The following is a 21,190-nucleotide window of genomic DNA, read 5'->3' as shown; positions in this document are numbered from 1 at the left end:
GTTATGACAGACTTAAAAAAATTGGAAGTTTGGTTCGTTACCGGCAGCCAGCACCTCTATGGAGAAGACACCCTGAAGCAGGTGGCTGCACACGCTGAAACCATTGCCCGTGGCCTGGATGCAGGCAATATACCGGTACACGTGGTGTTTAAGCCCACGGTAAAAACACCGGAAGAGATCTACCAGGTATGCCAGCAGGCAAATGCCGCGGCAAATTGCATCGGCATTATTGCCTGGATGCATACCTTCTCCCCTGCCAAGATGTGGATCAATGGCCTTAAGATCTTACAAAAACCCCTCTGCCACCTGCATACCCAGTTTAACCGCGACATTCCCTGGAGCGAGATAGACATGGACTTCATGAACCTGAACCAGAGCGCCCACGGCGACCGTGAGTTTGGCTTCATTGTGAGCCGCCTGCGCCTGAACCGCAAAGTGGTGGTAGGCCACTGGCAGGACCCGGAAACCATTGCACAACTGGAAGCCTGGGCCCGGGCGGCCGCCGGCTGGCACGACTGGCAGGGCGCGCGCTTTGTGCGCTTTGGCGACAATATGCGCTACGTAGCGGTAACCGATGGTGATAAAGTAGAAGCAGAATACCGCTTCGGCTACTCCGTAAACACCCACGGCATTGGCGACCTGGTGGCCGTGATCAACCAGGTGGGCGATGCAGCGGTGGACAAGCTGGTGCAGGAATATGCAGACACTTACCAACTGGTGGAAAGCCTGCGCAAAGGAGGGGCAGCCCATGCATCCCTGCAGGATGCCGCCCGCATAGAACTGGGCCTGAAGGCATTCCTGGAAGATGGCAACTACAAAGGCTTTACCGATACGTTTGAAGACCTGCACGGTATGAAACAGCTGCCGGGCATCGCCTCCCAGCGCCTTATGCAGCAAGGCTACGGCTTTGCAGGTGAGGGCGACTGGAAAACAGCAGCCCTGGTGCGTGCCATGAAAGTGATGGGCAGCGGCCTGCAGGGCGGCAATTCTTTTATGGAAGATTACACCTATCACTTTGAACCGGGCAATGCACTGGTACTGGGCTCACATATGCTGGAGATCTGCCCGTCTATCGCAGATGGCAAGCCCTCCTGCGAGATCCATCCGCTGGGCATAGGCGGCAAGGCAGATCCCGTACGCCTGGTGTTCAACTCCGCCGCAGGCCCCGCGCTGAATGCATCTATCATTGATATGGGCAACCGTTTCCGCCTGCTGGTAAATACCGTGGAAGCCGTGCCACCACAAGCCGCGCTGCCCAAGCTGCCCGTAGCCCGCGTGCTGTGGAAACCTTACCCGGACATGAAAACAGGCTGCGCGGCATGGATCCTCGCAGGCGGTGCACACCACACCTGCTACAGCCAGAACCTCACCGCGGAACACCTGGAAAATTTTGCAGACATGGCTGACATTGAGTTTACCCTCATTAACCAACATACAGAATTGCACCGCTTTAAAAATGAACTGCGCTGGAGTGAAGTATACTACCAGCTGCATCAAAAATAAATACCAGTTCCTTCGTTTTCATGGAACGTGCGTGGTAGTTCCGCGCACGTTCTTTCCCTTTCCTTCCACGTGTATATGCCATGGCGCCAAGCCACCGTAAACCCTTTACTGCCACAGGTTTTGCATAGGATAATTTCCTGCTTGCATTGGGCACAGGTATCAATACGGTGAGCACCGTGCAGTACAACATCACGCATGGCACGTATACGATCACGTATTATTTGTTTAACGTAACGCATAAATAAACAGGACCTTGCACAAAAACAAAAGAGGCTGCCTCGATAAGCAGCCTCTTTCCTGTTTGTAGCGATATAGAAAATTTAATAATTGACGTAAGCTTCTGTGAAAGTGCCATCGGCATACAGGTCTATCAAACCATAGCCAGGGGCGGTTTCCCGCTTGTTACCTTCCCACCAGGCACCACTTACCGCGCCGTTGCAAAGGTAAGTCACGTTGTTATACACCACTTTGTCGCGCAGGTGAATATGGCCGCTCAGGCAGAGCTTCACATTGGGATGCTGGTAAAAGAGCCGGATGATCTTTGCGTTATCCGTCATCATGTCTCCACCCAGCAAGGTCCAGCGGTTCACGGTATCGTCTTCAATAAGATTGGTGGCAGAGAGGATGGGTATGTGGGTCATCACCAGCACCGGTGTGGTAGCGGGTGTGTTTTCCAGTTCAGTTTTCAGCCAGTTCATTTGTTCGTCCCCCAGCTTACCAATGTACCAGGTATTGTCTATGTCCAGGTGCACACTGTCAAGGATAATGAATTTCCAGCCACCTTTGTTGAAACTGTAATAAGGGGAAGAGAGGCCCAGTTTATCCATGGAATATTTTTTACCATAGATGGCCTGGCCTTTATCGTCTTCATTCCACCAGATATCATGGTTACCCAGCGTATAGTGCACAGGCAGGCTGCAATCTGCGGCCAGCGTGTCTTTCATGAGTTTCCACTGTGCATTGATGGTGTCCATGTTTTCTTTGTTCATGTCAAACACCACGTCACCGCCGTTGAGGACCAGGTCTACTTTGGGAGATTGCGCTTGCACATGATGAAGGCATTTTATAAAACGCCGGGGAGCATCCCATTTATCTTTCAGGTGGATATCTGTAAGGTGGGCTATACGTAATGCAGGTTTAGATCCGGTGATGATGCTGCGCCCCGCCAGCGGCGCGGTAAGCAACAGCCCGCCCATATTGCGGAGCAAAGTTCTTCTCTTCATGCTGGCAAAGATAAAGGCGCCCTTTCCGAAAGAAAAAGGGAGAAAGGAGGGTTAACGAAAAGGTAATATTAATCGTACAATGTACAGCGTACAACGTACAACGTACCGCCTGCGGCGGGCTACATACGGCGTCCGGTATACGATATGCCGCTTTTTTGCTCGCCGGGTTAAGTACGTTGTACGCTGTACGTTGTACGTCGTACGTGGTACGTTGTACGCTGTACGCTGTACGTTGTACGCTGTACGTTGTACGCTGTACGCTGTACGTTGTACGCTGTACATTTCCTCAACCATACACTTCCGGGTTCACTACTGCCGGCAGGCGCTCGCCTTTGAGGCCCGCGATGATGTTCTGCGCGGCCAGGACGGCCATAGCGTCGCGGGTTTCCTGCGTAGCGGAACCAATGTGGGGCAGCACACATACGTTGGGCATCTGCAGCAGCACATTGTCCGGGTGCATGGGCTCAGGATTGGTTACATCCAGGCCCGCGCCCCAGATCTGGCCACCTTCCAGGGCGGCAATGAGATCGGATTCGTTGTGAAGGCTGCCGCGGGCGGTGTTCACGAAAATAGCGGAGGGCTTCATCTGCGCAAAGGCAGCAGCATTAAACTTACCCTGGGTTTCCGGTGTAAGCGGTGCATGTACGGAAAGCACATCACTTTGCTGGAGCAGGGTATTAAAGTCTACGTAGGTGGCACCCAGCTCCTTTTCCGCGGTATCATCGCGGCGGCGGTTGTGGTAGATGACCTGCATGCCGTAAGCGGCCTTGCAGCGCCGGGCCATGTTCTGGCCTATGCTACCCATACCAAAGATACCAAGCGTCTTTCCATCCAGGGAAATGCCCAGGTTTGCCGTGGGCTCAAAGAAATTCCATTCTCCGCGGATAATGCGCTTGTGGAGATAAAAAGCTTTGCGGGAAGTAGCCAGCATGAGCAGGAAAGCGGTGTCCGCCGTGGCATTGGTGAGCACACCGGGCGTATTGCCAATGGGTATCCCATGCCGGGTAGCGGCAGCTACATCTACATTGTCATAACCTACAGCGTGTAAGGCGATCACCTTCAGGTGGGGCGCTGCATCGAGGAAAGCGGCGTCTATTTTATTGGAACCTGCGCTGAGCAGGGCATCTGCATCACTGCAATGCGCTACCAGTTCAGCAGGCGTAAGATTTCTTTTTTCGGTCCATTCTTCAATGGTGTGACCGGCGGCTAGCAGCAGGTCCTTGCCGGCCTGCGGAATTACACGGGTGATAAAGACTTTCATTGCCTGATAAAGATTGGTGGTCCTCTTTCGCAATTATTACGCCATGGATAGATCGCGTTTTTAACTTGCGCTTAAAGATACACCAAATCAGTGGCTCTACTCTTGCTCCAGGTTTTTTAATACTTTGGCAATATCCACCCCTTTGCCCAGCACCGGCTTAAAGATATCCCCTTCCGACTGGATGCGCTCCAGTGCATTGTGAATAGTAAAATCTTTCATCTTCAGCCCTTTCTTCACCTCGTCCCAGTGCAGGGGCATGCTCACCGTAGCGCCAGGCTTGGGCCGCAGGGAGTAAGGCGCCGCCAGTGTAGCCTGGTTGCGGTTTTGCAGGAAATCCACGTACAGCTTGCCCTTGCGCTTATCCACCATGCGCTCTATGCTGGTAAAGCCCGGCAGCTGCTGCTGCACCTGCGATGCAATGAACCGGGCAAACAACTGGCATTCATCATAAGTATATTTGGCACCCAGCGGAATGTAGATATGCATCCCGGTGGAGCCGGATGTTTTGGGATAACCCGGTACTTTCAGCTCATCCAATACCTGTTTGGTCATCTGCGCCGTTTCAATCACCTGCTCAAAGGTGCTCTTGTCTGATGGATCCAGGTCAATGATGCACCAGGTGGGGTATTCCGGTTTTTTAATGGTACTGTTCCATGGGTTCATTTCAATGGCGCCCAGGTTGGCCATATACAACAGGCTGGCCTCATCTTCCACTACCATGAAGTTCTTATCCTCTCCCTCACCGGTGTGATAAGGGTATTGGATGATCCAGTCCGGGGCCTTGCCGGTTACATCTTTCTGGTAAAAGCTGTGGCCTTTAATGCCGTTCGGGAAGCGGTTGAGCGACTGGGGCCGGTCTTTCAGGTAAGGTACAATGAAAGGCGCCACCTGGTAGTAATAATTGAGCATATCACGCTTGGTCACTCCTTCACCCGGCCAGTATTCTTTACTGAGGTGGGTGAAAGTAAGTTCATTGCCATTCACCTTACGCACCTGTTGCTCTTCCGATGGATTCAATAACGTTTTACGCATGTTGCCGGGGGATTTGTGTAAAAGACTGGCGGGTGTTTTCTCTGTTGTGGCAGAACGCTTGCCGGAAGCGGGTTTAGCGCCACGTTTGGGCTTTGCTGCCGCCACTACTTCTTCCGTGTGCGCAGCCACTTCACGGGTTACGTCCTTTGCTTTTTTATCCTCGCGCATCCCTTCAAAAGAAGGATGGCGCATAATGCCATCGCTGGTCATTTCTGCATAACTTACCTCACACACCAGTTCCGGTTTTAGCCAGAAGGCCTTCGCATGGGGCGGATGCGGGCGGAAACGGGATGGCTTATTCACGTCCGGCTCTGCTTTAAACGGGGGCTTATTCACGATGAGTGGTTTAAACAGCGCCATCATGGATTGCTGCGTTTTATCATTGAAGCCGGTGCCTATTTTGCCAATGTAGTGCAGCCTTGCGCCTTCATACACGCCCACCAGCAATGCGCTGAAAGCCTTGCTGGTGCCATCATTCACCGTAAAGCCACCTATCACTACCTCCTGTCTTTTATTCACCTTGATCTTTAACCAGGAGCGGCTCCTGTCGCCTGGTGTGTAAGTACTGTCCGCCTTTTTGGCGATGATTCCTTCCAGGCCCATTTTAGTGGCGGCCGCCAGGAATTCCGTGGCAGAAGTATCAAAATTTTCACTGAGGCGGATGGGGCCTTCTTTGGGTACTACCTGTTCCAGCAGTTCCCGCCGGCGCGTGAGGGGAAGGCCAGTGAGATCATGACCGTCCAGCCAAAGCAGGTCAAAGACATAGTAGACCAGGTCACCATCCGCTTCACTGCGCCAGTTTTGCAGCGCACCAAAGGTAGAAACACCTTTGTCATTGAGCACAGCTATTTCGCCATCCACCACGGCGTGGATGCCCCAGGCCTTCACGGCATCGTAGATGGGATAAAACTTATCATTGAAAGATTTATTATTGCGGGAGACAAGCTCCACGTTCTTTTTATTCAGGAGGGCTACCGCCCGATAACCATCCCACTTGATCTCGTAGCGCCAGCCCGGATCATCAAAAGGTGCATCCACCAGTGTGGCCAGCATGGGCGAGAAGGATGATGGGAAAGGCCGCTTTGGCGCATCACTCAGATCAAACTTTTTTTTTACGGCCTTTACCGGCTTATCTGCGCTGGTAGTGCTGGTGGCCTTTTTAATTTGGGTCGTGGCTGATCTTTTCACCGTTGTTGGAGCCCCGTTTTTGGCGGCGGCGGCTTTTGGGGTGGGTACTTTGGCCGCTGCTTTTTTTGCAGTCACTTTTTTTACAGGCGTTTTGGAGGCTGCTTTATCCGCTACCGTTTTCTTTGCAGAGGTTTCAGCAGCTGCTTTTTTTGCAGCAGTTTCTTTGGCACCACGCTTTGTGGTGGTCTTCTTCAGCAAACCTTTACGTTCAAGGGCAGCCAGCGCTGCTTCATTGTCCTTTGCCGTGTGCTTGTGCCCATAAATATTTTTAGTAGAAGCGGCCACTTGTGCTATTGTTTTTTTGGAAAGTACGGATTTATCCAATGCCGTTACATCGTCCGTTGTGGCATATTTATCCCGGTGCTTGATGAGCAACCATGCATTTTCTTCCCCGGTCCTGGTGTGTACAAGGGCAAATTCCCCGTTTAGTTTTCTGCCATGCAAGACCACTTTCAGGGAGCCCTGCTCCAGTTCCTGCAGCAGGCGCTTTTCCTGGGCAGCCTTGCCACCTTTCACTGGTTCCAGTGGCTCAAAGGTGCCCTGGTCCCACACGATCACGGTGCCACCGCCATAATTGCCTTGCGGAATAATGCCTTCAAAGTCTTTATAATCAAACGGATGGTCTTCTACCATCATGGCCAGTCTTTTCTGCGATGGGTCCAGGGACGGGCCTTTTGGTACGGCCCAGCTCTTCAGCACACCGCCCATTTCCAGGCGGAAATCATAGTGGAGACGGCTGGCGGCATGTTTTTGCACCACGAAGATAAGGGCATTGCCCTTGTTTTTGCCGCCGGTAGGCTCCGGTGTCTGGTCGAAACTACGTTTCTCCTTGTATTTAGCCAGGCTCATACGCTGCAGGTTTGGGAAAACCTGTACAAAAGTCTGACCAATTAGCGATCTTTGCGGCCGGAAAAACAATTTCTACCAGATGAATTTCTATACACGCAAGTGGGTGAAGCCGGAAGACCTGAACGCCCATGGTACTTTATTTGGCGGCAGCCTGCTGCGCTGGATCGATGAGGAAGCTGCTATTTATTCCATCATCCAGCTGGGCACCACCCGTTGTGTGACCAAGTACATGTCTGAGATCAATTTCATCAGCAGCGCCCTCCAGGGCGATATTATAGAGCTGGGCATCAAAGCCACGCACTTTGGCCGCACATCCCTCACACTCATGTGCGAGGTGCGCAACAAGATCACCCGCAAAAGCATTCTCACCATTGACAAAATGGTATTTGTAAGCGTGGACGAATCCGGGAAGCCCTGGCCCCATGGCAAAACTGAAATCACTTACACGGATGAGCGCCTGCGGGAACGGGAGTGACCGTATCGCCACGGTATACCGCCACCACACCAATAGCCATGGCACTGCAGGATGTTTTCAATACATGATTTCCAGTTCATCGCGGGTGAGGGCGTGATACCAGTTCTGCAACTGGTGCACATGCACAATGGGCAGTCCATAAGGTATCAGGCCTACCGGCGAATCTGTGTAGGGCTGGAAAACATCGCCGGTGACTTTAATATGCAGGCTGTTGAGCCGGTTATATTTCAGGGAAAACATGTCGGGGTCTTCTTTGTAATCCGGGTCGCCGGCAATGAAGCTGAAGCGGCGCAGCATGTAGGCGTCCAACAGGCAGGGATTCGCTTTCTCCAACGTGATCTTACTTTGCGGCAACCCGGAGTTGTAGATATATCCATTGTAAATCCCCTCTACCTGGAACGCCTGCTCCAGCATGTTATAATCATAATACCAGACATAATTCCCAATGCGGATATCTGCAGCGTCTATCATTTCAGGTGGTTAAATTGCCAGGTTATTAAATTGTAAAAAGTGATTTGCTGATCATTTACGGCGAATCATTCCCGGCCAGCCGGTTACAACTGCCATTATCCAAAGTTAAAGTGCAATTTACAATCCAGCAGATTTTGTAATCCAACAATTTAGGGTCCGAACCGTTCACCGATCAACGGGCTTAACCATCATCAGACCAGCCCGCACCTCGGGCATTCGCGCTTTTAGGCGTATATTGAGGACCTATGAAACCAACAGAACGTTTTTCCGAACGGGTGGACCATTATGTGAAATACAGGCCCACTTACCCGGCAGCCATGCTACAGTTCATGCAACAACAGTTTGATCTCCAGCCCAACAGTCCTGTTGCTGATGTGGGTGCCGGCACCGGCATTCTTACTGCTTTATTATTACAGGAAGGTTATGAAGTATTTGCGGTAGAACCGAATGAAAATATGCGCAGCGCCGCAGAAAAGCAGTTATCCCGCTTCGCTACTTTCAGGAGTGTGAATGGCACCGGGGAAGCCACGACCCTGCCGGATGGCAGCGTGGAGCTGATCACCGTAGCACAGGCATTTCACTGGCTGCAACCGGAAGCAGCGCGCAGGGAGTTTCTCCGCATCCTGCAGCCCGGTGGCCACATTGCCCTGATCTGGAATTACCGCACCATCCACAGCGATTTCGGGAAAGCATTTGAAGCCATCAAACAGCGGCACGGCCGCAACTACACCGGCATCCGCAAAAGCCACGAGCCAGACCTGACCAGCTTCTTCGGCGATCTGGGCATGGCAGAAAAATCCTTTATGCACAGCATGCACATGGACCTGCAGGGATTGAAAGGCCAGTTGCTTTCTTCATCGTACATGCCGCTGGAAAATGAGCCGGAATTTGATGCGGTGATGAAAGATCTGCAACAGGTGTTTGAGCAATACCAGCAAAATGGATTAGCGACGATCGAGTATGAAAGCAGGATTTATTATAATCCGTGACACCGTTTTAATGCTTGCCATACGACAAGGGTTGACCAGGTGCTTTCTAGGAATTTTCAATGTAGTTTTTGAAAGATGGGGGTCCCTGTTTTGATTGTCGCCCCTGCCCCCGCCGGGGGGACGGGTCCATGATCTGCGGAGGGCACGCGCAAAGGGCAGAAGTGGGCCATCCTGAAATACACAATCGCCCAATAGCGATAAACCCGCCCAATAGTAGGACTTCGTTTATCGCAGCGGCACGCAGTAAATTTTAGCCATTTTCTGACAGCCAGGCATTTTTTTGCTACTTTTTTGTGCCAGCAAAAAAGTAGGCCCCCGCGGCAGCGCCCCCCATCACGCGGAGCGTACCAAAAAAAGGGCTTCGACCACCGAAGCCCAAAAAACAACTTTATTGTGCATCCGCATTAAACTGGAACCACTCCCACCCCGCATCCGGCGCCTGCCGCACCGCGATCACATTCCGCGGCATGGTAAAAAGCGAATTGAGCGAAGCATCCCGCTCCACCATTGCGCCCAGGGTGGTCTGCATGGCCGGCCCTTCCACTTCCGTGGCGTGCAGGAAATTCCACCGCCCCTGCGCATCGCGGAACACCGCGATCACCGGGTGGCTGCCGTTCAACACCTCACCCGTTGCAAACACCGGCGTGTCTTCAGATTCCATGAATTTAAACGCAATGGGGGTATGCAGGAACAGTTGCCTCCACGCCAGCGCGCTATCAAACTCCCGCTCCCAGGGCCATTTGCCGGCTTTGTCTGCCCACACCATCTGCAGGGCGGGAAAAGTAAATCCATCGTATTGAATCGCGGCAGCGCCAAAAAAGTCGGGAATATTGGAAGCATCTACCGGCAGCAGGCGCACGGGCAGATCTTCTATTACGCCGGTAATGTCCGCATGTACCGGCAGTTGTTTACCTTCCTTTACCATCGAGGAAAGCCGGTGCAGCAGCGCCTGTGCGGCCTCTCCGGGCAATCCCATTACCAGAATTTCCGGGTGCCGGAAATTTCCCCACAGTCCGATCGTGTGTGCAAAATCCGGCAGCGCATCCTGCTCATTACCTAACATGGGCACCACCACCCATCCATGCTGCGTCACCGCTGCCTTCAACTCCTCGCGGAAGTTGGGATCATTCATCATATTCGTAGCCATACCGCAAATAAAATCATTTCCCGCATTTTCACAACCCTATCCGCAGGATGGCACAGGATAGTTGCCCGGAATATAGTTGGTAAATTGTTTATGGCATGATACTATGCCCGGAAATTTACAACAGCCTGGTCGTCCACGTGACCAGCCTAACAACACGGTCGATTTATTAGCGCTCACTTATCAAACACCTCTATTATGGGACATCGCATCAACACCCGCTCCAGCTAGGAGCTTCCTGCGGCCATAGATCGTATATCCATTCCCGTTATCCCGGTACAGCATAGCCGGGACCAGGACCTTTATGCGCCGCTGCCAACCGGCTTTCAGTACGATTTTCATCATATAATACTCCACGTTATGTATCAACGCTACCTTTGGCGAATGGCATGGTGCTTCGCCCTGCTACTGTCATGCCTGATGCCGGCTGCCCTTGCGCAGCAGAACACCACCATCACCGGTCATGTGACCGACTCTACCAACGGCCCCCTCGTGGGCGTTACGGTGCAGGTAGTGGGCAAATCCACCGGCACGCTCACCAATGCCTCCGGTGATTTTACCCTGCACGCCTCCCCTTCCGATGTGCTTTCCTTCCGCTACATCGGCTACCAGGAAAAACGCATTGCCGTAGGCACGCAAACCATCATCCGCGCGCAACTGAGCGCCAATGCCTCCGGGCTGAATGAGATCGTAGTGATCGGGTATGGCACCCAGCAAAAGAAAGACGCCACCGGCGCCGTGGCCACCGTGAGTGGCAAGCAATTCCAGGACCTGCCCGTAGCCGGCATGGACCAGAAACTGACCGGGCAGGTACCGGGCGTGCAGGTGAGCGCGGTGACCGGTACACCCGGCGGCGGCGCCTCCATCAAGATCCGCGGCTCCGGCTCGTTTGGCGCCGGCAGCGACCCATTGTTCGTGATAGACGGGTTTCCCATTGCTTCCAGTTTTGGACAGCAATACAGCCCGCTCAACCTCATCAACCCGGACGATATTGAATCGGTGACCATCCTCAAGGATGCATCTTCTACCGCCATTTACGGCTCCCGCGGGTCTAACGGCGTGGTGATCGTCACCACCAAACGCGGTACCACCGGCGTGCCCCGCATCCAGTTCAACAGCTATACCGGCTTCCAGGAAGTGCCGCAGAAGGGAAGGCCCCAAATGCTGAATGCACGCGAGTTTGCCGAGTTCCGCAAAGACATTATCATAGACGATTTTGCATCGCGCGGCCAAACGCCCACCGATGCGGACATTCCCGCGGAATACCTGCACCCGGAGCAATATGGGGAAGGCACCAACTGGTACAACACCATCCTGCATAAAGCCCCGCAAACCAACGCCACGCTGGCCGTGAACGGTGGTTCTGAGAATACGCACTACGATTTCTCCGCCGGCTATTTCAAACAGGAGGGGGTACTGCGCTATACCGGCTATAACCGCTATTCCGCCAGGGCTAATGTGGACAGCCGCATTGGCAAAAAATTTCACATCGGCTTTAACATTGCACCTACTTACAGCACCCAGCGCCTGAACGATTTTGAGAACGGTTTCACGGATGTGCTCACCCGTTCCCTCTGGCTTAGCCCCCTGGTGCCGGTGTACGACAGCACGGGCCAGCGCACACCTTTCATCTCCTCGCCCGGCATGTTCACCGCGGGCAACCCGCTGAATTCTTTGCAGTATGCGAACACCCAGCTGAAATACTTCAATGGCCTGGGTACCGCCTATGCGGAGTTTGAGATCATGACCGGCCTCAAAGCCAAGTACAGCTTCAATGTGAACTATGGCAACAGCACCTCCTTCGTGTTCAATCCATCCTTCATTGGCAGTGTAAACAACCCGCCACCCAGCATTCCCAACTCATCCCAAAGCAATGGCAATAGCCTCAACTGGCTGTCTGAAATACTGGTCACCTACGACAAGAAATTTGGGAAAGACCATTCCCTCAACGTGGTGGCCGGCTACACCACGCAAAAGGAAAGGGATGAGAACATGGTGATCAATGCCAACAACTACCCGGACGATATGATCAAAACCCTGGGCGCCGCAGCAAACATTCCCTCTTACAGCCAGGATGTACAGGAATGGTCCATCATCTCTTACCTGGGCAGGATCAATTACGGGTTCAAAAACAAATACCTCATCACCGGAACCGTGCGCTCCGATGGTTCATCACGCTTTGGGTACAATACCCGCTTTGGCACTTTTCCTTCCGGGGCCATTGCCTGGAGGGCCAGCGAAGAAGATTTCCTGAAACACGTGGACTGGCTCAGCGACCTGAAAGTGCGCGCCAGCTATGGGCTTTCCGGAAATTACAATATCGGGAACTACACCTATATGAGCTTTATCAACACCAATAACTATGTACTGGGTAACCAGCTGGCCAGCGGGCGCGCCAGCACTTCCCTGGCAAACCCGGACCTCACCTGGGAAGAATCGCACCAGCTGGATGCCGGGGTGGATGCAGGTTTCTTCAATAACCGCATTGCGGTGAACGTGGATTATTACAGGCGCATCACCAACGGTATGTTGTATAATTCCGAAGTGCCGTTATCATCGGGCTATACCAACGTGATCATCAATGCCGGTAAGATCGAGAACCACGGCCTGGAAGTAGGCATCACCACCACTAATATAGACAGCCGCAACTTCCACTGGACCACCAATGCCAACATTGCCTTTAACCGCAACAAAGTACTGGCGCTGAATGATCATAACGATCCCATTTACAGCGGGCGCAGTGGGGAAGGCTCTTTCACCCACATCACGGAAGTGGGTAAGCCGGTGGGCCTGTTCTATGGCTACGTAGTAGAAGGCATTTACAAAGACGCGGACGACCTGGCCAAAAGCCCGCACCACGTGACCTCCGTGGTAGGCTCCATCAAGTACAAAGATGTAGATGGCAACGGCGTAATAGAACCGGTGAATGACTTCGCCATCATTGGTGATCCCAATCCCAAGTTTGTGTGGGGCATGACCAATAACTGGAGCTATAAAAACCTCAACCTGGGCCTGGTGCTGGTAGGCTCACAGGGCGGGCAGGTAATGAAGACCGCCAATCAGTACCTGCAAAACATAGACGGTATTTTCAACGTAGACCGCAGTGTGCTGAACCGCTGGCGCTCCCCGCAAAATCCCGGCGACGGCAAAACGCCCACCACCAACGGCGCCCGCGTGATCTACCGCGATGTGAATTCCGGCTGGATAGAGAACGGTTCTTTCATGCGCATCCAGAACCTGAGCCTGGGCTACGATTTTTCCAAACGCCTGCTGCAAAAGACAAAATTCATCGGCAATGCGCGCCTGTATGCCTCCGTGCAAAACCTGGCCACCTTTACGCGCTACAGCGGGGCCAATCCTGAAGTAAGCCGTAAAACCGTGTCCGGCAATGCCACCAGTACAGCGCTCACCCCCGGGGAAGATTTTACCAACTACCCGCTGGCACGCGTGTACACCCTGGGCCTGAACCTTTCGTTCTAACCTGAAAATCCACTCACATGCATCGCAATCACACCATCCGGTATTTACTGGCCGCCACGCTCCTGCTGGGCGCCGGCTGCAAAAAGGATTTCCTGAACCTCGACCCGGAAACAGCCATCAATGGCAACTCCTTTTATAAAAATGAAACAGAGATCAAACAAGCCGTGAACGGAGCTTACAACATCCTTCAGCCACTGGGCAGTGAAAGCTACTGGATGTTCGGGGAAATGCGCTCCGACAATACCTGCTTCCAGTATGACAATGTAGACCGTGGCCATGAGCAATGGGAATTTGTAGATGAATTCCTGGTAGGCGCCACGGCAGAGTGTATCAGCAATCTCTGGAAGAACAGCTACATCGGCATTGGCCGCTGTAATGATGTACTGGACAACATTGGTAATGTAACACTGAGCGACAGCGCCCGTAATCAATACACTGGCGAAACCGAGTTCCTGCGCGCGTTTCATTACTTTAACCTGGTGCGCCAGTTTGGAGATGTGCCCCTGCGCCTCACCACGATCACATCTCCTTCGCAAACGCTTTCCAAAGGCCGCGCACCGGTTGCGGATGTGTACAAACAGATCATTGCAGACCTTACCGACGCCGCCGGCAAACTGCCGGCACACTACCCCAGTGGAGAGGCCGGGCGTGCCACTTCCGGCACGGCCAATGCATTGCTGGGCAAGGTGTACCTCACGCAAAAGGATTATCCCAATGCACTGGCAGCCCTGCGCAAAGTGCAGGCAGCCGGTTATAGCTTACTGACCAGTTATGCGGATAATTTTGACCCCAATAAGAAAAACGGGCCGGAATCTATTTTCGAGATCCAGTACCTGGGCTCACAAACCGGTTTATATAGTACCTTCATGTACACCTTTGCGCCCTGGACATCGGGTAGTGCAGTGACGGGCGATACCAAGACCGGCATCGCAGGCAGCGGCTCCGGGTGGAACATTCCCACGGCCGACCTGATCGCGGCCTATGAACCGGGCGACAAGCGCAGGGATGTATCCCTGGCACTGGGCTTTACAGACGCCAGCGGTGTATTCCAGCATATCCCCTATTGCAAAAAGTACAACCACGGCTTCACAGATGTGGGCCGCACTAATGATAATTTTCCGGTGCTGCGCTATGCAGACGTAGTACTGGAAATAGCGGAGATCCTGAATGAACAGAGCTATGTGGGCAATGGGGAAGCGTTTGACCTCCTCAACCAGGTAAGACAACGCGCCGGCCTTGCCAGGAAAACGGCGGCAGACCTGCCCGGCCAGTCCGCCTTCCGGGATGCCATTTTTCACGAACGCCAGGTAGAACTGGCTTTTGAAAACCACCGCTGGTACGACCTGCTGCGCACCGGCAAAGCGGTAGACATCATGAATGCACACGGCGCAAGGGAAAAAGCTGCGAAGAACTATATCCCTGCCAATGCTTACGCGGTGACCACGAACCGGCTGTTGCTGCCCATTCCGCAAACAGATGTGAACCTGGACAACCTGACTCAAAATCCACAATAACCACAGATGAAAAGAAACCTTGCCTTTTTTGTAACCGCCTGTATGGGACTGTATGCCTGTACTAACACCAACGCCCCTACGCTATCGCACCTGCGGGTAGAATATGCGGAGGAGCCGGTGGGCATAGACATTACCCAGCCCCGCTTTAGCTGGGAGCTGGAAAGCAACGCCCGTGGCGTGATGCAGACGGCCTACCAGGTAATGGTGGCCAGCTCGGAAGCGGCCCTCCGCGATGACAAGCCAGACCTCTGGGATTCCAAACAGGTAAGCTCAGACCAGTCGCTCAATGTGGCCTATGCCGGCAAAGCCCTGCAAAGCGGCCAGCACTGCTACTGGAAAGTACGCGTGTGGACCAAAGACGGTGACCCCGGCAAATGGAGCAAACCCGCCACCTGGAGCATGGGCCTGTTGCAACCGGGCGACTGGCACGGCCAGTGGATAGGGATGGACAGCGCCTTCTCCTGGGATAAACCCAAAGACACCGCCACCCGCCTTTCTGCGCGCTACCTGCGCAAAGAATTCAGCCTGGATAAAAAGGTGAAACAAGCCACGCTTTACATCAGCGGCCTTGGCTTGTATGAGCCTTACCTCAATGGAGAAAAAATAGGCGACCAGGTGATGGCCCCCGGCCCTACGGAATACAACAAGCGCGCCTTCTACAACACGTTTGACGTAACGAAACAGCTGAACAACGGTAAGAATGCGCTCGGCGTTATCCTGGGCAACGGCCGCTTCTTTACCATGCGCACGTTCAACGTAACAAACTATGGCTTTCCCAAAATGATCTGCCAGCTCAATGTTGAATTTGAAGACGGTACCAGCACCCAGGTAACCAGCGATCCAAGCTGGAAACTCACGGCAGCCGGACCTATCGTGGCAAACAATGAATACGATGGGGAAGAATATGATGCTACCAAAGAAATGCCGGGATGGAACAAGGCCGGCTTCAACGACAGCCAGTGGCTGCCCGTGCAGCTGGTAAAAGCCCCCGGCGACAAACTGGAAGCACAGTTGAACAAGAACATGAAAATAATGGACACCGTGCGTGCAGTAAAGGTGACGGAAATAAAACCCGGTGTATTTATCTACGACATGGGCCAGAACTTTGTAGGCTGGGTACACCTGCATGTAAAAGGCAAACGCGGAGACCGTGTGCAGCTGCGCTTTGCAGAACGCCTGCAGAAAGACAGCTCCCTGTACATGGATAACCTGCGTACCGCGAAAGTAACAGATGTATACACGCTGAAAGGCGGTGCCGATGAAAGCTGGGAGCCCCGTTTCACTTACCATGGCTTCCGCTTTGTGGAAGTGGCCGGCTATCCCGGCAAACCCGCGCTGGATGCACTGGAAGGCCGTGTGGTGTATGATGAGATGGAAAACATCGGCCACTTTGAAAGCTCCGATACCATGCTCAATAAAATATACCAGAATGCCTGGTGGGGCATCCGCAGCAACTACCGCGGCATGCCTACAGACTGCCCCCAGCGCGATGAGCGCATGGGCTGGACCGGCGACCGCATGACCGGCTCCCGCGGGGAAAGCTTCCTGTTTGACAACCACCTGCTCTACGCAAAATGGCTGCAGGACCTGGAGGACGCACAAACCCCGGAAGGCAGCATCCCCGATGTGGCCCCCACGTACTGGAAGATCTATTCAGACAACATGACCTGGCCCGGCGCTTTCCTGGAAATAGCCAACATGCTGTATGAGCAATATGGCGATCCCAAACCCATACAGCAGCACTACCCCGCCATGAAGAAATGGATGGCTTACATGCAAAACAAATACATGAGAGACCACATCCTCACAAAAGATACTTATGGCGACTGGTGTGTGCCGCCGGAATCGCCGGAAATGATCCTTTCCAAAGATCCAGCCCGCATTACGGCAGGCGCTTTCCTGGGCACTGCATTCTATTATCACATGCTGCAGCACATGCAGCGCTTTGCAAAGCTGACCGGTCATGAAGCCGACGCACCCGGCTATGCAACACTGGCAGACAGTGTGAAAAGTGCCTTCAACAAAAAATTCTTTAACAGCGCGGAAGGCTTTTATGCCAATAACACGCCTACAGCGAACATCTTCTCCCTGGCCTTTGGCCTGGCGCCTGAAAGTGAGCGGCAGCGCGTGTTCCAGCATGTAGCAGATAGAACGCTGAAAGATTACAACGGCCATGTGAGCACCGGCCTGGTAGGCGCGGAATACCTGATGCGCACCCTTACACAATATGACCGTGGCGACATAGCCCTGCAACTGGCCACTAACAAAACCTATCCCAGCTGGGGCTATATGGCGGAGAACGGCGCCACTACCATCTGGGAACTGTGGAACGGTGACACGGCCAATCCCGGCATGAACTCCGGCAATCACGTGATGCTCCTGGGCGACCTGCTGATCTGGTGTTACCAGCACCTGGGCGGCATTGCCCCGGATACCAGCAACGTGGGCTATAAAAAGATCATCATGAAGCCCGCGATGCTCAAAGGCCTGGATCATGTAACCGCCAGTTACCACAGCAGCTATGGCATGGTAAAAAGTGCCTGGAAAGGTAAAGACAAAGCATTTGACTGGAACATCAGCATCCCCGCCAATGCCAGCGCCGTGGTGTACGTGCCCGCCCAAAATGCAAACCAGGTGCAGGAAAACGGCAAAGCCATTGCCGCGGATGATGCCAATATCAAATTCATAAAACAGGAAGGCACCTACGCGGTGTACAATGTAGGTTCCGGCAATTATCACTTTACTACGCCGTGATGAAGCCACGTTAATAGTTAATTGTGATCGTGGGCGAATGTTGGCACACTAACAGTTACGCATATACGATCATACGATTAAATAAGAACAATTAATCCCCTCAGGGGCGTACCAGCCATGGTGCGCCCTTTTTTATTGCCCAGAAACCAAATGGTTTCATTAATTTCCGGTGTCCAGCCTGCAAAAACAAGCCGTATGAACCAGTTAAGAAGAGACGTATTCCAGGCCATAGCCGATCCCACCCGCCGCGATATTATTGACCTGCTGGCCGGGCGCTCCCTGAACCTCAATGCCATTGCCGAGAATTTCAATATCAGCCGCCCGGCCGTGTCCAAACACATCCGCATCCTGGTGGAATGTGGACTGGTAGTGATTGCCGAGCAGGGCCGGGAGCGGTTTTGCCGTGCCGATGTGCGCAAACTGCAGGAAGTAAACGCCTGGACGGAGCGGTACCGGGCCCTGTGGAACGAGAAACTGGACGCCCTTGGCGATTTCCTGGACCAGCAGTGACCGTTCTCTGCATCATGCCTCCGTCATCTTTTAAGTATCCAGGCGAGCCTACGGTATTTTCCAGTACCTTCGCTATCCGAAAGATACCCGTAGCCTTACGGGAAACTGGCTCACTAAAAAATGTATAACGTATGGTTTGCACTGACCAATTCACCATCCACAGCCGGGAAACCTGTAAAGCCGCCCTCAACGCGGTGAGCGATACTTTATATGTACTGAACGGCAAATGGAAACTGCCCATTATTATTTCCCTGGCGGAAGGCCCGCTGCGCTTTGCGGCACTGCAGCGCACCCTGGGCGATATTACGCCCAAGATCCTGTCTAAAGAATTGAAGGAGCTGGAACTGAATGAATTTGTAACCCGCGAGGTGTACCCCACCAAACCGGTAACGGTAGTATACTCCCTCACGCCCTACAGCCAGACGGTGCAGCCCATCATCACCGCTATGCGGGAATGGGGCCAGCAACACAAGAAACGCCTGCAGGAAAGCGCCCGGAAGCGCAATGCCGCCGCAGCGGCAGAACACGCGGAGGTACCCGCAGCAGCCACCCGGCAGGAGCTGGTACCGGTAGCGGTGTGATCACCGTTGTAAACAGGCAATGCTTTCCTTGACGGCGTTGCATGCGCTGAAAAGCGGTATAATCACCGGTTGTAAAAAATTGAAAGCCGGAAGCAGTGATGCTCCCGGCCTTTTTATGTCTAACGGTGAAGGGCGTACGTTAAGCGCGCCACGCCACCCGTACAGTATTTCCTGCTTTGAACCCATTGTCTGCAGCCCGCACGCTGAGCAGCATATTTTCTACCTGCACCTGCACATCATACCCATAGCCTACAAAGTGCACGGCCTTCACCACGCCTTTCACTCCACCTTTTTCCACCACTTGCAGTTGCTCGGGGCGCACAAACGTTTCCGCCGTTGCTTTACCACCCAGCGCCTTTACCAGCGCGGCCGGCAGGAGGTTGTATTTCCCAAAGATCCCGGCTACGTAGTCATTCACCGGCTCCCGGTAGATGACTTCCGGGGCGGCTTGCTGCATGATCTTCCCTCCTTTCATCACGATCACCTCATCCGCCCAGGGCAGGATGTCCAGCGGATCGTGGGAGACCAGCATGCAGGTGATCTTCAGTTGCTCAGACACATCGCGGATCACGTCCTTGAGGATGTTTTTGGTGATGAGGTCCAGGTTAGAGTAAGGCTCATCCAGGATGAGGAGGCGGGGCGTATTCACCAGCAGGCGGGCCAGGGCAATGCGCTGCTTTTCGCCACCGGACACCTGGTGGGTCTTGCGGCGCAGGAGGTGGCTGATGCGGCAAATGTCGAACAGTTCGCGGGAAGAAGCTTCCGTGAGCTGGTTGGAATAATTGAGGATGTCTTCCACCCAGTAATTTTCCTTCAGCTCAAAGTGCTGGGAAAGGTAGGCCATGCCCGGGGTGGCCATCATGAGCTTTTCTTCGGGGCCTTTTACACGTACACCTTCAAACAGCACCTGGCCGCCATCGGGTTGTGCAAGGCCGCCGATGATCTTCACCAGCGTGCTTTTGCCGGAGCCGGACTCGCCGGCTATGGCCAGCTTCCGGAATTGCTCCACACAGAAAGAAACCGGCAGCAATTCAAAATCGCTGCCGGTTTTCTTATGAATATCCTGGATCTCTAAAAAATGCATGGGTGCAAAGCTACGCTACCACCGCCGTATTATCTGCATGAACTTCGTGGGCGGCTGCCAGGCGCTGGTACTTTTCAGCCGGCAGGTCTACATTAAACACCGCGCGGAGCAGGGTAAGCTGGTGCCCGTCGGGGACGGTGGTCACCTGTTTTACCTGGCCATGGGTGCGCACCAGTTTATTGCCCACCATGCTTACGCGGCCACCATTCACAGGCAGGCTACAGATAAGGGTATTGCGGTATTTGGATTCCGGGGAACTCTGTTTCCAGCGGTTCATCGGCTCAAATTCAATGAGGGTACGCGGTGTAAGGGTGAATATAAAATCCGGGGAAAATTTTTGCTTGGCGTGGCTCCATTTAGCTACCTGGAAGTAAGACATCCCATCTACTTCAACACCATCCGTAATGCAATATTCCGTATGGCCATCGTGCTGCACCAGGCCGGGTGTAATGGCCAGGGGCTGCAGGGAAAAATCGCCATAACCGGCGTCTACCAGGTATTGCTGCCCACCCAGGGTCACGCAGATGGCCATGTGATCAAACTCAGGCCCGTAGCGGTGGCCAGACACCAGCCGGCCGGATATACGGCGCACGCTGAAGCCAATAGCACGCAGCAACTGGTAAAACAATTCGTTCACCTCGTAGCAATAGCCACCCCGTTGTTCAGTAACGATCTTCCGGAAAAATTGTTTAGGAGAAAGGACGATGGGGACTCCACAATAAATATCAATATCCTCAAATGGGACGTGCAACACGTGCAGCCGCTGCAACTCCCGGAGGGTTGACAACTCCGGCGTGATTGGACCGGAGTAATGGATGCGCGACAAATACTTTTCTAAATTCATAGCGTTACAATAACCAGGAACAGTTTTTCAACTGACCATTACCATTAAATCAAACTCTCTGTTCTGTAGGAAAAAACCAGTCGGTTTACAGGCTGACTTGCGCACCTTATTAGCGAATAAAATTAGAAAGCTTCCCCTGAAATATTATCACAAATTTCTCTTAAATCTTGTCAATAATCAAATAATTTTCAACCTGCCGCGTTGCACTTTCCCCTTAATTGTATATATCTGATTTTTCATCATACTTTTTAACCTGATATAAATTAAGAATATTCATATCTGTCTATT

At 53.1% G+C, this 21,190-nt stretch carries 15 protein-coding genes; 8 read left to right on the top strand and 7 right to left on the bottom strand.

Going from position 1 to position 21,190, the window contains the following annotated elements; all coding sequences use genetic code 11:
- Positions 1 to 3 precede the first annotated feature (3 nt).
- Positions 4 to 1,503 carry an L-arabinose isomerase gene (araA, locus tag DCC81_RS13815; protein WP_108687206.1) on the top strand — a complete coding sequence of 500 codons (1,500 nt, stop codon included), beginning with the start codon at positions 4 to 6 and terminating at the stop codon, positions 1,501 to 1,503.
- A gap of 320 nt (positions 1,504 to 1,823) precedes the next feature.
- Here araA and DCC81_RS13810 read toward each other — a convergent pair whose 3' ends face one another.
- From DCC81_RS13810 to ligD, 3 genes are all read right to left on the bottom strand, one after another.
- Positions 1,824 to 2,726 carry a metallophosphoesterase family protein gene (locus DCC81_RS13810; protein ID WP_108687205.1) on the bottom strand — a complete coding sequence of 301 codons (903 nt, stop codon included), beginning with the start codon at positions 2,724 to 2,726 and terminating at the stop codon, positions 1,824 to 1,826.
- Positions 2,727 to 3,012: 286 nt separating this feature from the next.
- Positions 3,013 to 3,987 carry a 2-hydroxyacid dehydrogenase gene (locus DCC81_RS13805; protein WP_108687204.1) on the bottom strand — a complete coding sequence of 325 codons (975 nt, stop codon included), beginning with the start codon at positions 3,985 to 3,987 and terminating at the stop codon, positions 3,013 to 3,015.
- 96 nt (positions 3,988 to 4,083) lie between these two features.
- Positions 4,084 to 7,056 carry a DNA ligase D gene (ligD, locus tag DCC81_RS13800; RefSeq protein ID WP_240612985.1) on the bottom strand — a complete coding sequence of 991 codons (2,973 nt, stop codon included), beginning with the start codon at positions 7,054 to 7,056 and terminating at the stop codon, positions 4,084 to 4,086.
- Between the two features lie 79 nt (positions 7,057 to 7,135).
- On the opposite strand from ligD, the gene DCC81_RS13790 reads away from it, so the two are divergent.
- The gene (locus DCC81_RS13790) at positions 7,136 to 7,531 is read left to right on the top strand and encodes an acyl-CoA thioesterase (RefSeq protein WP_108687203.1); all 396 of its coding nucleotides are present in this window, start codon (positions 7,136 to 7,138) and stop codon (positions 7,529 to 7,531) included.
- A 57-nt stretch (positions 7,532 to 7,588) separates the two neighbouring features.
- Here DCC81_RS13790 and DCC81_RS13785 read toward each other — a convergent pair whose 3' ends face one another.
- The gene (locus DCC81_RS13785; protein WP_108687202.1) at positions 7,589 to 8,002 is read right to left on the bottom strand and encodes a hypothetical protein; all 414 of its coding nucleotides are present in this window, start codon (positions 8,000 to 8,002) and stop codon (positions 7,589 to 7,591) included.
- A gap of 245 nt (positions 8,003 to 8,247) precedes the next feature.
- Here DCC81_RS13785 and DCC81_RS13780 point away from each other — a divergent pair, with 245 nt between their 5' ends.
- Positions 8,248 to 8,991, top strand: coding sequence for a class I SAM-dependent methyltransferase (locus DCC81_RS13780; protein WP_108687201.1), 744 nt, complete (start codon positions 8,248 to 8,250; stop codon positions 8,989 to 8,991).
- A 388-nt stretch (positions 8,992 to 9,379) separates the two neighbouring features.
- On the opposite strand, the gene DCC81_RS13775 is transcribed toward DCC81_RS13780, so the two are convergent.
- A complete protein-coding gene (locus DCC81_RS13775) occupies positions 9,380 to 10,138 on the bottom strand; it encodes a DUF4262 domain-containing protein (RefSeq protein ID WP_108687200.1) in 759 nt (252 codons plus the stop codon).
- Between the two features lie 381 nt (positions 10,139 to 10,519).
- On the opposite strand from DCC81_RS13775, the gene DCC81_RS13770 reads away from it, so the two are divergent.
- The 5 genes from DCC81_RS13770 to DCC81_RS13750 all read left to right on the top strand — a co-directional run bounded on the left by DCC81_RS13770 (position 10,520) and on the right by DCC81_RS13750 (position 18,974).
- Positions 10,520 to 13,615 (top strand): SusC/RagA family TonB-linked outer membrane protein, encoded by a 3,096-nt coding sequence (locus DCC81_RS13770; protein ID WP_165806575.1) that lies wholly within the window; start codon positions 10,520 to 10,522, stop codon positions 13,613 to 13,615.
- A 17-nt stretch (positions 13,616 to 13,632) separates the two neighbouring features.
- A complete protein-coding gene (locus DCC81_RS13765; RefSeq protein WP_108687198.1) occupies positions 13,633 to 15,129 on the top strand; it encodes a RagB/SusD family nutrient uptake outer membrane protein in 1,497 nt (498 codons plus the stop codon).
- A 6-nt stretch (positions 15,130 to 15,135) separates the two neighbouring features.
- Positions 15,136 to 17,883: an alpha-L-rhamnosidase gene (locus tag DCC81_RS13760; protein WP_108687197.1), complete on the top strand. Its 2,748-nt coding sequence runs from the start codon at positions 15,136 to 15,138 to the stop codon at positions 17,881 to 17,883.
- A 195-nt stretch (positions 17,884 to 18,078) separates the two neighbouring features.
- Positions 18,079 to 18,393, top strand: a complete 315-nt coding sequence (locus DCC81_RS13755) for an ArsR/SmtB family transcription factor (RefSeq protein WP_108687196.1) — start codon at positions 18,079 to 18,081, stop codon at positions 18,391 to 18,393.
- A 131-nt stretch (positions 18,394 to 18,524) separates the two neighbouring features.
- Positions 18,525 to 18,974, top strand: coding sequence for a winged helix-turn-helix transcriptional regulator (locus DCC81_RS13750; protein ID WP_108687195.1), 450 nt, complete (start codon positions 18,525 to 18,527; stop codon positions 18,972 to 18,974).
- A gap of 139 nt (positions 18,975 to 19,113) precedes the next feature.
- Here DCC81_RS13750 and DCC81_RS13745 read toward each other — a convergent pair whose 3' ends face one another.
- Positions 19,114 to 20,058, bottom strand: a complete 945-nt coding sequence (locus tag DCC81_RS13745) for an ABC transporter ATP-binding protein (RefSeq protein WP_108687194.1) — start codon at positions 20,056 to 20,058, stop codon at positions 19,114 to 19,116.
- Between the two features lie 10 nt (positions 20,059 to 20,068).
- Complete coding sequence (locus tag DCC81_RS13740) at positions 20,069 to 20,902, bottom strand: arylamine N-acetyltransferase family protein (protein WP_108687193.1); 834 nt, start codon at positions 20,900 to 20,902, stop codon at positions 20,069 to 20,071.
- Positions 20,903 to 21,190: the final 288 nt, after the last annotated feature.

Origin of the sequence: Chitinophaga parva (assembly GCF_003071345.1) — a bacterium.
Lineage (GTDB): Bacteria > Bacteroidota > Bacteroidia > Chitinophagales > Chitinophagaceae > Chitinophaga > Chitinophaga parva.
The sequence above is the reverse complement of the archived record's forward strand: the minus strand, read 5'-3'. Positions and strand labels throughout refer to the sequence as shown.

Coding starts and splice junctions, on each gene's coding strand:
- DCC81_RS13745 (WP_108687194.1), bottom strand. CDS start 20,058: ATGCATTTTTTAGAGATCCAGGATATTCATAAGAAAACCGGCAGCGAT.
- DCC81_RS13775 (WP_108687200.1), bottom strand. CDS start 10,138: ATGGCTACGAATATGATGAATGATCCCAACTTCCGCGAGGAGTTGAAG.
- araA (WP_108687206.1), top strand. CDS start 4: ATGACAGACTTAAAAAAATTGGAAGTTTGGTTCGTTACCGGCAGCCAG.
- DCC81_RS13780 (WP_108687201.1), top strand. CDS start 8,248: ATGAAACCAACAGAACGTTTTTCCGAACGGGTGGACCATTATGTGAAA.
- DCC81_RS13805 (WP_108687204.1), bottom strand. CDS start 3,987: ATGAAAGTCTTTATCACCCGTGTAATTCCGCAGGCCGGCAAGGACCTG.
- DCC81_RS13760 (WP_108687197.1), top strand. CDS start 15,136: ATGAAAAGAAACCTTGCCTTTTTTGTAACCGCCTGTATGGGACTGTAT.
- DCC81_RS13755 (WP_108687196.1), top strand. CDS start 18,079: ATGAACCAGTTAAGAAGAGACGTATTCCAGGCCATAGCCGATCCCACC.
- DCC81_RS13765 (WP_108687198.1), top strand. CDS start 13,633: ATGCATCGCAATCACACCATCCGGTATTTACTGGCCGCCACGCTCCTG.
- DCC81_RS13790 (WP_108687203.1), top strand. CDS start 7,136: ATGAATTTCTATACACGCAAGTGGGTGAAGCCGGAAGACCTGAACGCC.
- DCC81_RS13770 (WP_165806575.1), top strand. CDS start 10,520: ATGGCATGGTGCTTCGCCCTGCTACTGTCATGCCTGATGCCGGCTGCC.
- DCC81_RS13785 (WP_108687202.1), bottom strand. CDS start 8,002: ATGATAGACGCTGCAGATATCCGCATTGGGAATTATGTCTGGTATTAT.
- DCC81_RS13740 (WP_108687193.1), bottom strand. CDS start 20,902: ATGAATTTAGAAAAGTATTTGTCGCGCATCCATTACTCCGGTCCAATC.
- DCC81_RS13750 (WP_108687195.1), top strand. CDS start 18,525: ATGGTTTGCACTGACCAATTCACCATCCACAGCCGGGAAACCTGTAAA.
- ligD (WP_240612985.1), bottom strand. CDS start 7,056: ATGAGCCTGGCTAAATACAAGGAGAAACGTAGTTTCGACCAGACACCG.
- DCC81_RS13810 (WP_108687205.1), bottom strand. CDS start 2,726: ATGAAGAGAAGAACTTTGCTCCGCAATATGGGCGGGCTGTTGCTTACC.